Here is a 12668-nt window from a genome sequence, read left to right as displayed (position 1 = left end):
GGTGTTTTTCAAAGTGAAATATGCCATTTTATCAACATTGCATGATGTGTTTGCCATTCGAAGATATGGTGGAGGCGACAAGGCACTGGTTTGCGGGAGAAGCTTTTGATGCCCAGGCACATTGATCGGCACCAGGGTGACTCGCTCCATGACGATCTTGAAAGCCCCGCGGATGAGGCGTCTTACGATGGCCTGTCCATTGAGCTTCCCGTCAGTTTCATCGAGGAATTGTCCGCCTCTCAGGGCATAGACGATATCATGAACGTGATAGCGCGCTGGTCACGCGTAATTTTTCGGGCCGACCGCGTCACGATCGCACTGCCGGGCGCGGATGCAGACCATCTTCGCCTGGTCGCTATGGAAGGCAATGACGCTATTCCCATTGATATGCCCGTCCCTGTTTCCGGTACCATGGTCGGGCGGGTCTTTGCCCAGGGGAAGGCTGAAATCTGCCCGGATCTCTCCTTGTTGGACGATTGGGATTGCAAGATCCTGAGCGACAAGGGTTTGAAATCATGCCTCGATGTGCCCTTGCTTAGCGGATCGCGCTGCTTCGGCACGATCAACATCGGGCACTGCCAGACATATGCGCAGGACGTGGAAGACATGATGCGATTGCAGGGGATGGCGCATTGGGTCGCCACATCTCTGCGCATTCATCATCAGATTATGGAAATGCAGACACTGGCAGATATCGATCCATTGACGGGTGCCCTGAATCGCCGCGCCTTTGCTCGAGAGTTCGCGGCCCTGTGTGCAAACCGGCATGAGGACGGCAGCGGGGAGATGGCTCCACTCGGCATTGCCATGATCGATCTCGATCATTTCAAAGCGATTAACGACCGTCACGGGCATGCGGCGGGAGACCGGGTGCTCATTCATGTCAGGGATGCGCTGACAAGTAACTGCGGCGAGCGCGATTTGATTGCGCGCATGGGGGGCGAGGAATTCTGCGTGGCGATAACGGGCATGAGCAAGCCGAAAATGCTGGCGCTGCTTGCCCGTTTCACCAAGGCCATAGAGTCCATCTATATTCCTGAGGCGGATCTCAATATCAACGTCACGGCAAGCGTCGGGGCTCTGCTGGTGCAGGGCAGAGTGGAGGATCAGGAGCAGTTATTGTCTCTGGTCGACAGGGTGATGTACCGGGCCAAGGAAACCGGCCGAAACCGGATTGTATTTCACCAATAGTGTCGCGCGGTCCGAGGGCGCAGCATCGGCAAGGCTGCGATGGGCTTTGCTTGCGGATTACGCCGTCGTAAACTCGTCACGCGATATGCAGCACGAACAGAAGCGTGAGGCTGATAGCGCCCAAGCCAAGAAGCGAGAGTACCACGGCCGCTGTGAGGCGCCCCCCGGCTCTCGCTACGCTCAACACATCCACGCTGAGGCCCAGGGCTGCCATCGATACCACCGTCAACAGCGTGGCGACCTGGCCCATCGGGGCGACCATACCGATCGGCACCACACCGAACGAACGGCACGCAACTAAGCCCAGGAAGCCGATGATGAACCACGGTACGAGATGGGCAATTCCCGGTTGCTTCGTCTTGGTGCCAGCGGCGGCTTGCTCGCCATTTCGATCTGTCCGGGGAGGGAGCTTTGGCGCGACAAAGGAAAGGGCGAGGCAAACCGGTCCGAGCATCAGCACTCGCACCAGCTTGACCAAGGTGCCCATCTGGACGGCGATCGCGCCCAGCGGCGAAGCGGCCGCGATCACTTGCGGGACAGCGTAAACGGTCAGCCCGACGAATGCGCCGAAAGCGAGCCCGCTCATTTCGAGTCCGATACCGATCAGCGGCAGGCCGAGCACCACGATCACGCCCAGAACGGCGGTGAAGGCGATCGACGCGGCGACGTCGTCGCCGTTCGCGTCGATCACCGGCGCTACAGCCGCTATGGCGGAATTGCCGCATATCGAGTTCCCGCACGCAACCAGCAGCGCCATGCGAGGCGGCAAGCCGAGCAGGCGACCAATTCCGAAGCTCAGGAGGATAGCGGCGACCACCACCCCGATAATGCCGAAAAGGAGGCCGGTGCCGGCAGACAAAATCATCGTGGCGCTAACCGATCCACCAAGCAGGACCACTGCAACTTCGAGTGGATATCTGGCACTGAACGCGATCCCGGAATGCCACTTATCGCTGGGGTTCCACAAGCTCCGCACGGCCGTGCCGACAAGGATCGCTAGTACGAGCGCCTCCAGCCACGCCTTGCCTGTAACTGCCCGCTCGGCAGCCTCCAGTGCATAAGCGGCTGCCGTTACGGCCAGGCAGAGCATGGCACCCGGCAGTACGGTGGGGCGCTGAATGAGGGGCAAGTGGGACAGGGCCTGGCGATCATGAGCGAAAACAGCCATTGCGATCTCCTTTCGCAGATCCAGCTACGGCCGATCGATCAATCAATCCAACCCGGACTTTTTATCATTCCGATCGTTAAATCATATTGATTGTGGTATGCGTCGTTTATGACTCTGGAGCAGCTTCGCATCTTCGTCGGCGTGGCCGAGCGTGAGCACATGACTGCTGCAGCCCGCGCGCTCAACGTTACCCAGTCGGCAGCTTCGGCGGCGATTGCGGCGCTGGAGGAGCGTCACGCGATCAAGCTGTTCCATCGTGTCGGGCGTGGCATCACGCTGACCGAAGCCGGGCGTCTGTTCCTGGCCGAAGCCCGCGGCGTACTCGCGCGAGCGACCGCTGCTGAGACGGTTTTAGAAGAATTGGGCGGTCTCAAGAGAGGATCGCTGCGTGTCGTCGCCAGCCAGACCATCGCCAATTATTGGCTTCCGCCCTTATTGGCGGTGTTCCAGCAGCGGTACCCGGCACTCGGTGTGGAGTTGACGATCAGCAACACCCAGCAGGCGGCGGTTCATGTCCATGACGGCAATGCCGATCTCGGCTTCGTCGAAGGCGAAATCGATCATCCGGCTGTCGCCCACTGGCCCATCGGCGAGGATCGGCTGGTGCTCGTCCAGTCCCGGCCGTTCACGACCGAACCGATCGACGCGGATTGGCTTCGAAAGGCTCGCTGGGTGATGCGTGAAAAAGGGTCCGGCACGCGTTCCACCCTCGACAGCCATCTGCGCGATCTTGGCATCGATCCGGCATCGCTCGACATCGCACTCGTGCTGCCCTCCAACGAGAGTGTCCGCACCGCCGTGGAGGCAGGCGCGGGCGTCGCCGTTCTGTCCTCGCTGGTTGTCGCGCCGGCTATAGCCGCCGGTACGCTGTACAAGGCAGGGATAGAGTTTCGGCCAAGGCCATTTTACGGCCTCAGACACAAGGAGCGGTATCGGACGAAACCCGCAGATGCATTGCTACAAATGATCGAATCGCAGCGCCGAGGCTGACCGTTCCCGCCCTTGACACCGGCGGCTTCAGCTTTCGGGCGGCAGGCATCGCTGCAGCACCTGCAGGAAGAGGTCCTGCGGCAGGGAGAGGGAATGTCCGACGGGCCAGGTGATCCCGATCTTGCGCACCGCTTCGGGGAAATCGGACGATACGGTTCCGAGCCGCTCGTGTAGCGATAGCTTCTGCCGGGAAGAGTATGTCAGAAGTCCGACCGCATCGCTTTCCAGGACAAGTTTTTCGGCGAGCGGGAAAGTCACCATTTCGCAAATCTGGGCTGGCGGTGTCATGCCGCGCTCGAGCAGGAACGCCTCGAAGAACTGCCGGGTCGGCGTGCCGTGCGGACCGACGACCCAGGTTTCGCCGATCAGGGTTTCAAGTTCGGCATGGCCTTCTGTCAGCCGATGCCCGGGGCGGGCGATAATCGTCAGGTGTTCGTCGAGAAGCGGGGTTTCACGCAATGCGCCGGGCGCTGCCGTTCCGCGCAGTGGCCCCAGCATGAGATCGATTTCGCCGCGGCGCAGGGCATCGGTGAGGGCCGTGTAGCTTCCGGTCACTGCCTGCAGCCGTAAATGGGGATGCTCGCGGATAAGGACCGAGAACGCCTCCACCACGACATCCTGCTCTGAAAATGGAAGGAGGCCGATCGCGACGCGTCCCGTCACCTGATCGGCCAGAGCACCCAGGTCCGTCATGATCTGACCGGCTTCCTCGCGCAGTTCGCCGCGAAGGGTTTCCAGTATCGGAACGCAGGGCGTTGGGGCCATGCCCGAGGCGATGCGGATGAAGGGGGCTTGCCCGATTGCAGCGGCGGCTTGAGCCAGCGTTCGGCTGATCGTTGGTTGAGAGACGGAAAGGTAATCGGCGGCCATCGAGGCGCTTCCCGTGCGGCGGACAGCGTTGACGACATCGAGAACGAACCAGTTGAGATGGTAGCTGAGATCGCCGGCATGGGCGCCAAGCGCATTCAGATCGCGGCTAGCCTGTACGATCCTGGTCATCATGCGGCGTGCATGGACAATCATGATGGCCCCGAATGATGTCGGCTCCATGCCGTTCCAGCCGCGCTGGAACAGCTTGCGGCCCAGCGCTTTCTCGGCGTCCGCAATCTGGCGTGATAGGCTGCTTTGGCTGATCGCCAGTTGTTCGCTTGCGCGGACAAGGCTGGCATGTTCCGAGACGGCCACGATCGCGCGCAATTGCTTGATCGAGATGAGCGGCTCGGTTTCATGGGCCATAGCGCCCACCTGCCAGTATTATACCTATTTCGCAAGTCTGCTTCTGCAAATTGCATAAGCGAGGCTGCGGGCGATTCCGTAGGTCCGTGCCGAAGCAAAGCGCAGGTTCGCCAGCCCGAATGATCTGGCGCTGCGCAGTGGAGAGGCCATGCAGGACAAGTACCTGGACGCCGTCATAGTGGGGCGGCGAAATCTTACAGACCGTATCTCGGAGTTTCTCATCGGGGCCGCCGATGGCCGCCCGTTACCGCCCGCCGAAGCCGGCAGCCATGTGGAACTGCGCTTTGGCGGCAGCGAGGGCCGGTTCCTTCGGCACTATTCGGTGGTCGGCGCACTCGACGCAGGTGCAGCGCCCGAACCGTTCTGGCGGATCGCCGTCCAGCGCGAGGACCGCTCGCGCGGATCGGCGTTCATCCATGGCAATTTCGAAGTCGGAACGCGGCTGCGCGTATCGCGCGCGCTGAATGCCTTTCGCCTGATCCGCAACCTGCCGAACCACCTGCTTATCGCCGGCGGCATCGGGATCACCCCGATCTTCGCAATGGCACGTTCCCTCGGCTCCCGGCAGGAGACGTTTTCGGCGGTTTACATCGGCCAGGAACGCGGGGCCATGGCCTATGTCGGCGAACTGGAATCGCTGTGCGTCGGCCGCCTCGCGGTGATCGAAACCAAGCGGGGCGGGATGCCCGATCTCAAGGCGCTTCTCGCCGCGCAGCCCGAAGGCACCCAGGTCTATGTCTGCGGTCCTTCGGGAATGATCCAGGCGCTCGTGTCGGCCGCAGAGGAGCTTTGCTGGGATCCGGCGCGCATTCGATACGAAGTGTTCAACGCGGCGCACAGGCCCGATGATCAGAGCTTCGAGGTCCGATTGAAGAATGGGGCAAGGGTGCCGGTTGGTGCCGGGATCACCATCCTCGATGCACTGGAGGCCGCGGGTGTCGAGACTTACGCGGACTGCCGGCGCGGAGAATGCGGGCTGTGCATCGCCGATGTGACCGGTTGCGACGGCGCGCTCGATCACCGCGACCATTTCTTCAGCGACGAGGAGCACGTCGCGGGCGGGCAGATGACCATCTGCTGCTCGCGCATCCGCGGCCGCGTGCTCGAACTCGATCTCTGATCCTTGGACAACAGGACGTATCCATGACTACGACCAACCCCGAGGCACCCGCCCGGCAACGCACCGACAACGAGATTTTTGCGGCCATGGAGCCGCAGGATTCCGGCTCCTTCGCCAACAATACAACCCCGCTCATCCGCAATTGCTGGTATGCCTGTGCGCGCTCGACCGAGATCGGACGCACCCCGCTTGCGCGCAAGCTGCTGGGCGTGGACGTCGTGCTTTATCGCACTCTGGACGGCGCGCCAGTCGCTCTCCGCAACCGGTGTCCGCATCGATCCTTCCCGCTTGCGAAAGGCAAGCTGGTGGGTGACAAACTGGTCTGCGGCTATCACGGCATGGAGTTCGGGACCGATGGTGTCTGCGCCAAGCTGCCCGCGCTCGCCAACGTGCCGGCCACCGCTGCGGTGCGGACATTTCCGATTGCCGACCGCGGTCCGCTGACCTGGATCTGGATGGGTGCGCCCGATCTTGCCGACGAGGCGCTGATTCCGGACACCTGGTGGCTGAGCGATCCCGAATGGGGCACCGTTTCCGGCGATTTCCATATCAATGCCGATTACGTCTCGATGCATGAGAACCTGATCGACCAGACCCACTTTCCCTTCCTTCATCCCGACACGGTAGGCACGCCTGAATATGCGCGCTCGAAGCTGAGCGCTTCTACCGAGGACAACCAGGTGGTGATCCGGCGCGAACTGCTCAATTCCTCGCCGCCGGGTGTCTACGGCAAGCCTGCACAGATCATGGACAAGCGCGTTGACCGCACCTCCGAGGCGCGCTTCGTTTCGCCTGCCTTGCACACCGCTTATGCGCGCGTCCGCGTCCATGAGCCGGATGAGGGCAAGCCGGCGCTCTATCGCTACAACATCACCCACGTCTTCACGCCCGAGACGAACGATTCGATGCACTACTGGTGGTTCAACTCGCGCGACTATCTGCCGGGCGATGCGGATATCGATGGCTTCATGCTCGAAGCGCACACGCAGGCCTATTCCGAAGATGTCGAGGCACTGCAGTGGATCAACGAGGTGGTCCGTACCGACGGCGAGGAGCAGTTCGACCTGAGCTTCGCGCCGGACAAGCCCGGCCTGATGGCGCGGCGGATCATGTACCGTCTGGCGATGGCCGAAGCGCGCTGATCCCGATCGCGACGCGGATGCACTTTTTCTGAGATTCCGGAGCTCCCATGGCAACCATCATCGGTGCGATCGCCACCTCGCACACCCCGACCATCGGTTTCGCGCTCGACGCGAACAAGCAGGAGGATCCGGCCTGGAAGCCAATCTTCGAATCCTATGCGCCGATCGGCCGATGGATCGAAGACCGCAAGCCCGACGTCCTGCTGATGATCTACAACGATCACATCACGTCGTTTTTCTTCGATCACTATTCGGCGTTCTGCCTCGGCGTGGATGACAGTTACGCTGTTGCGGACGAGGGCGGCGGGCCGCGGCCGATGCCGCCCATCGCCGGACATGCGGGCCTCTCTCGCCACATCGTGCAATCGCTGATGACCGACGAGTTCGATATGAGCACGTTCCGTGACAAGGGACTGGATCATGGCATCTTCTCCCCGCTTTCAGTGCTCCTGCCGCACGATGCGGCGGGATGGCGGGCGAAGATCGTGCCGCTGCAGGTCGGTGTGCTCCAGTTCCCCATCCCGACGGCCCTGCGCTGCTGGAAACTGGGGCAGGCGCTGCGCCGGGCGATCGAGAGCTATCCGGAGGATATAAAGGTCGCCCTCGTCGCTACCGGCGGTCTTTCGCATCAGGTCCATGGCGAACGCTGCGGGTTCAACAACACGCCGTGGGATGAGGAATTCCTCGAACTGTTGGAAAAAGACCCGATCGCACTGACGCGCCTCACCCATGCCGACTACGCCAGGCTCGGCGGCATGGAAGGGTCCGAGGTCATCATGTGGCTCATCATGCGCGGCGCGCTTTCAGCGAGTGTGCGCAAGGTTCACCAGAGCTACTATCTCCCTTCGATGTGCGCGATTGCGACCGCGATCTACGAGAACGAAGCGGCGCCGATGAGCGAGGCCCAAGCAGAGCAACATCGCCAAGCGATGGATGCCGAGCTTGCGGGCGCGAACCGGCTGGAGGGAACCTATCCCTATACGCTCGATCGGAGCGCTGGCGGTTGGCGGGTCAACAAGTTCCTGCATGGCCTCATCGACGCCGAGACCCGCGCCGCATTCCAGGCGGACGAGGAAAGCGTACTGGCCCTTGCGGATATCACCGATGAGGAGCGTGACCTGATCCGCCGCCGGGATTGGCGGGGCCTGATCCACTACGGCGTCGTCTTCTTCCTTCTGGAGAAGCTGGCGGCGATCTCGGGCGCTTCCAATCTGGACATCTATGCCGGCATGCGCGGGCAGACGGTGGAAGACTTCCAGAAAACCCGAAATCAGCAGGTGACCTACTCGGTCGCCGCCCCGGTCGGAAACTGACCGACCTTTCAACCAGGCAGAACAAGTCCGGCGGGCTGGCCACGCAGAATGGCCTGCGCCGGTAATGGGAGAATACGATGGAAGATCCCCGCGCGATCATTGCGCGTGAGCCCATGCATTACCGGCAGGTCCTCACAGTGGCGACCGCCACTGCGCTCAACGCACTTGACGGTTTCGACGTGCTCTCGATCAGTTTCGCTTCGCCCGGCATCGCTCACGAGTGGGGGATTACGCGCGCCGCGCTCGGGTTCGTCCTGTCGATGGAATTGATCGGCATGGGGATCGGCGCATTCCTGCTCGGCAATCTGGCAGATCGGTTCGGCCGGCGTCCGACCATTCTGGGCTGCCTCGTCATCATGGGCACCGGCATGGCGCTGGCCTCGCTTGCAGGCAACGTTACGATGCTTTCGGCTTTCCGCCTGTTCACCGGGCTCGGCATAGGCGGAATGCTGGCCGCGACCGGAGCGATCGTGGCGGAATGTTCGAACGCGCGCCGTCGCAACCTTGCGGTTGCGATCATGGCGGGGGGCTATCCGATCGGCGCGATCGTTGGCGGGAGCATCGCCTCCGCCCTGCTCGCTGCGACCGGCCGCTGGCAGTCGGTCTTCGAGTTCGGCGCACTGGCGACACTGTGTTTCATCCCGCTGGTGCTGTGGCTGGTGCCGGAAACGATCGCGTTCCTTGTGCATAAGCGACCGGCAAGGGCGCTGGAGAAGATCAATCGCACTATGGTCCGCCAGGGCCGCGCGCCGCTTTCTGCATTGCCGCCGCGCGATGTGCAGGTCGCGGGCACCGGCGTCGCCCAACTGTTCGCGCCTGGAATACGCTCGATCACGCTGTTGCTGACGATGATCTACTTCGGCCACATGATGAGCTTCTACTTCTTCGTGAAGTGGATCCCCAAGATCGTCGTCGACATGGGGTTCGCGGCGGCGGCTGCAGGCGGCGTGCTGGTCTGGGCCAATGTCGGGGGGGCGCTAGGTTCGCTCGGCGTCAGCCTGCTAAGCCAGCGCTTCAGTGTGCGCTATCTGGTTGCGGCGGCGATGTTCGGCGGAGCTGCGGCGCTCTGCGTGTTCGGGTACTGGCCGACGACGCTGGCCAGGCTGTCCATCATGGCCTGCGTGGGCGGCTTCTTCACCAATGGCGCGACCGCCGGACTCTACGCCGTGATCGCGCAATGCTTCCCGGCCCATCTGCGGGCCGGCGGCACCGGGCTTGTGATTGGCGCCGGCCGGGCAGGCGCTGCGCTCGGGCCGGTCATTGCCGGGTTGCTGTTCACGTGGGGTTGGTCGCTTGGCCCTGTCGCCGTGATGTTGGCCTGCGGAACCTTGCTCGCCGGCATCGTCCTTCTGACCTTCAGATATCGCGAAAGCACCATCGCCTGAACGGGCTCCCGCAAAACCGGGAACTGGCCAGCAAGAATGAATTCGAGGCCGGGCTCATGGAGGCCCGGCCCAGGGAGAGTCGCATCGTGAATACGCAAAAATCACCCGAAATGCGCCGTCTGCGCGTTGCCTTGCTGGGCTTGGCTGCCACCGCGCTGCCTGGGGCCGCGCTTGCACAAGTCTCGCCGGCGCCGGTTCCCCTTGCACCTCCTGTGCCCGAACCCGTGCCGGGCGGCGTTCCCGCTCCCTCCGGCATGCCGCAAAGCCTGCGCTGGACAGAGGACTGGAAAGCCGCCGCCGACCCCGAATATCGCAGGAAGAACCCGCTGGAGAGCCTGCGCCACGTCCCGGTGATCGGTGACGACGTCTACTTCTCCGTAGGTGGGGAAATCCGCTACTACTACCAGAACTGGTCGCACCAGAGCCTTGGCGCCAACGCGGACGACAAAAACGCAAACCTCGGACAGCGGCTTCGGCTCGTCACCGACCTTCACGTCACGCCTTACCTGCGTATCTTCAGCGAACTGGGGCACAACAGGGAATACGACGCGACGCTCAAGACACCGCCCAATCATGACAAGCTGGAATTCCAGCAGATATTTGCGGACGTCACGATTCCCATTGGCGAGGATGCACTCGTTACGATCCGTCCGGGCCGGTTCGAGATGCCGCTCGGTAATGGCAAGCTCGTCGGCCTTCGGGACGGTACCAACGTTCGCTTTACCTATCAGGGGGTGCGCGGAACTTTCATCCTCAAGCACAAGCTGCGGATTGACGCCTCTGCCGTTCGGCCCATGCAATTGTTCGAAGGGTCTTTCGACGATAAGGCGAACCCGGACCGCCACTTCAACGGCGTGACCATCTCGGCCGTCAAAGGACTGATCCTGCCGGACACGCAGATCGACATCTATCACTACGACGTGTTCAATAAAGTCGCGAAATTCGCGCTTCTGACCGGCGAGGAGCACCGCCGGAGCTGGGGGATGCGCATCGGCGGCAAGAGCGGCGCGTGGGACTACGACGCCGAAGGGACGTACCAGACCGGCAGTTTCGCCGGAGATCATATCCGGGCGTGGGGGTTCAACAGCGACTTTGGCTACAGCCTGCCGAAATCGACACCGCTGCAGCCCCGGCTGGGTTTACATTTCGATGCGTTCAGTGGCGACGGTAAGCCGAACAACGGCTCGCTGGGCACTTTTGCGCCTCCTGCCCCGCGATTGCCGCTTTTCGGCGATGCCGGTTTCCTGAACTTCTCGAACATCGTCGATCTCTACCCGAACCTGACGGTCAAACCTGCCAAATCGCTCACACTCGTGGCAGGTCCGGAGTTCTTCTGGCGCGAAACGAAAAACGATGCGACCTATCAGGGGCCGACAAACTATCCGGGCATTCGCCCCGTCGGCTCTTCCTACATCGGCACCGGGTACAATTTCCAGGCAGACTGGAATGTCACCAAAAACCTCAGTTATCGCCTGTTCTTCACGCGCTGGGTCGCCAGCGACGCCTTCCGGGCCGGCGGCGGCAAGAGTTCGAATTACGTCGGCGTTTGGCAGCAGATCCGCTTCTGATCGCGACGGGATCGCAGGTTGCCGTTTCGCCGAACACGCCGCCTAGTGGATCGGGCATGATGATCATTCACCGCTCCCCCGTCGTCTCCTCCATTCTGTGATGGGCTAACGCAACTCAAAGCCCGCAAAGAACTGAGCAAAATCCACTAGCAACACCGCTCATTTTACGATCGTTGTCGCCAACATAGCGGCCGTTCATCACCCATTTTGGTGTTCTGAAAGCCGCCCTCCGTTCACCGAGACGAAGGTGATCCTGAAACTGCCGGAGTGGAAAGCTCGCGATTTTCGGCTTCGGAGGGCCTGGCTAAAGAAACCAGACACCTCCAGCGTTCAGGTTACTCATGATGCATCGGCAGCAACCGCCCGATCCTGCCCTCGCTTTCAAAGGAATCCTGATAGCGGTCATTCCCGACAATCAGGAATGGCTCATTTGGCCGAACTGATTCGATTTCTATATGGCCTGAGCCGAAACAGCGGGCGCTTCCTCCCGAAATAGTTTGGCGATCAGTTGGCGGGTATGCCGCCCTCCAACGTCACTGGCGATGTCGATCATCGGTGCCGATGGGTTTTGGGAAATGCGAAGCTGTTGCAGTTCCAGCACCTCTTGGTCCTCGCGGAATGTCCGCGCCGTCTGCTCAAAGACCTCGTCAGGAATACCGTTGTCCAGGATATTCGTGGCCATGGACCAGAAATAGTGGGTCGTCGTGGCCGTTTCCGGCGTAATGCCGTGAAAACCGCGCATCGAAAACCCGCTCTCCTGATTGCCCTCGTAGGCGCCAGTCCCGGCGTCGCAGGCTCCTGTGTGAATCCTGATATTGATCGGCGCAAACTCAATTTCTTGCCAACGATCGATGCGCCCCTTGAAACCAGCAGCATCCACATAAGTCGGAGGCGGGACAGAATCAGGCATGTGGCGAACAACGCGCACGCCATTGGCAAGTTTTTCTGACTGCGTCTTCGTCTTGAAGTGCAGTTCGGGGTTACCGCCGATGGTGTTCGCGTGAATGTATGGCAGATGCGACAGGTCCATCAGGTTGTCGATCAGCAGTTGCCAGTTACCCTTCACCGGAAAATGAGCGCTTCGCCATGCGTAGGCCGGATTTTCATGGATTGGGTAATCAGGAACCAGCGCACTGTCCGCCCGGTCGGCAGCGCCCATCCAAATCCAGATGAGCCCCTGCTTTTCAACGATGGGATAGGTCCGGACGCGCGCCGTTTCTGGAACTCGATCTTGAGCAGGAATGCGCGTGCACTTGCCGTCACCACCGAACTCCAAGCCATGATACGGGCACCGAATGCTGCCATTGTCGACCACGCCTGCCGAAAGCGGCATGGCGCGATGGGCACAACGATCCTCCAGCGCGAATGCGGTACCGTCCAGCGAACGCCACAGTACGACCGGCTCATCAAGGTAAGTACGCCCGACGCGATCTCCCGGTGCCAGATTGCTGCTCCAACCCGCAACGTACCACAAATTCTTTAGAAAAATTGCATCGGCCACGGCCAGATCCTCTCTCGTTATGAGGATACGATAACGAGGCACCTGCCGATTTGC

At 61.4% G+C, this 12668-nt stretch carries 10 protein-coding genes; 7 read left to right on the top strand and 3 right to left on the bottom strand.

The annotated features are described in order from the left end of the window. Positions 1-108 precede the first annotated feature (108 nt). Positions 109-1191: a sensor domain-containing diguanylate cyclase gene (locus tag U9J33_RS23960; RefSeq protein WP_324699422.1), complete on the top strand. Its 1083-nt coding sequence runs from the start codon at positions 109-111 to the stop codon at positions 1189-1191. 76 nt (positions 1192-1267) lie between these two features. On the opposite strand, the gene U9J33_RS23955 is transcribed toward U9J33_RS23960, so the two are convergent. Further along, the gene (locus tag U9J33_RS23955) at positions 1268-2281 is read right to left on the bottom strand and encodes a YeiH family protein (protein ID WP_420719926.1); all 1014 of its coding nucleotides are present in this window, start codon (positions 2279-2281) and stop codon (positions 1268-1270) included. 186 nt (positions 2282-2467) lie between these two features. Here U9J33_RS23955 and U9J33_RS23950 point away from each other — a divergent pair, with 186 nt between their 5' ends. Next, positions 2468-3349 carry a LysR family transcriptional regulator gene (locus U9J33_RS23950; RefSeq protein WP_324699420.1) on the top strand — a complete coding sequence of 294 codons (882 nt, stop codon included), beginning with the start codon at positions 2468-2470 and terminating at the stop codon, positions 3347-3349. Between the two features lie 27 nt (positions 3350-3376). On the opposite strand, the gene U9J33_RS23945 is transcribed toward U9J33_RS23950, so the two are convergent. After that, complete coding sequence (locus U9J33_RS23945; RefSeq protein ID WP_324699419.1) at positions 3377-4585, bottom strand: LysR substrate-binding domain-containing protein; 1209 nt, start codon at positions 4583-4585, stop codon at positions 3377-3379. A gap of 148 nt (positions 4586-4733) precedes the next feature. On the opposite strand from U9J33_RS23945, the gene U9J33_RS23940 reads away from it, so the two are divergent. The 5 genes from U9J33_RS23940 to U9J33_RS23920 all read left to right on the top strand — a co-directional run bounded on the left by U9J33_RS23940 (position 4734) and on the right by U9J33_RS23920 (position 11113). Further along, a complete protein-coding gene (locus U9J33_RS23940) occupies positions 4734-5705 on the top strand; it encodes a PDR/VanB family oxidoreductase (protein WP_324699418.1) in 972 nt (323 codons plus the stop codon). A gap of 23 nt (positions 5706-5728) precedes the next feature. Continuing rightward, positions 5729-6847, top strand: coding sequence for an aromatic ring-hydroxylating dioxygenase subunit alpha (locus U9J33_RS23935; protein WP_054435521.1), 1119 nt, complete (start codon positions 5729-5731; stop codon positions 6845-6847). A gap of 47 nt (positions 6848-6894) precedes the next feature. Next, positions 6895-8160, top strand: a complete 1266-nt coding sequence (locus U9J33_RS23930) for a gallate dioxygenase (RefSeq protein ID WP_324699417.1) — start codon at positions 6895-6897, stop codon at positions 8158-8160. A gap of 77 nt (positions 8161-8237) precedes the next feature. Beyond that, positions 8238-9545 carry an MFS transporter gene (locus tag U9J33_RS23925; protein ID WP_324699416.1) on the top strand — a complete coding sequence of 436 codons (1308 nt, stop codon included), beginning with the start codon at positions 8238-8240 and terminating at the stop codon, positions 9543-9545. A 56-nt stretch (positions 9546-9601) separates the two neighbouring features. Then, the gene (locus U9J33_RS23920; RefSeq protein ID WP_324699415.1) at positions 9602-11113 is read left to right on the top strand and encodes an alginate export family protein; all 1512 of its coding nucleotides are present in this window, start codon (positions 9602-9604) and stop codon (positions 11111-11113) included. A 451-nt stretch (positions 11114-11564) separates the two neighbouring features. Here the strand turns inward: U9J33_RS23920 and U9J33_RS23915 are convergent, their stop codons facing one another. After that, the gene (locus U9J33_RS23915) at positions 11565-12614 is read right to left on the bottom strand and encodes an aromatic ring-hydroxylating dioxygenase subunit alpha (protein ID WP_324699414.1); all 1050 of its coding nucleotides are present in this window, start codon (positions 12612-12614) and stop codon (positions 11565-11567) included. Positions 12615-12668 lie beyond the last annotated feature (54 nt).

This window comes from Novosphingobium sp. RL4, from assembly GCF_035658495.1.
Taxonomy (GTDB): domain Bacteria; phylum Pseudomonadota; class Alphaproteobacteria; order Sphingomonadales; family Sphingomonadaceae; genus Novosphingobium.
Note: the sequence above shows the minus strand (reverse complement) of the source record. Positions and strands in the feature narration are given on the sequence as shown.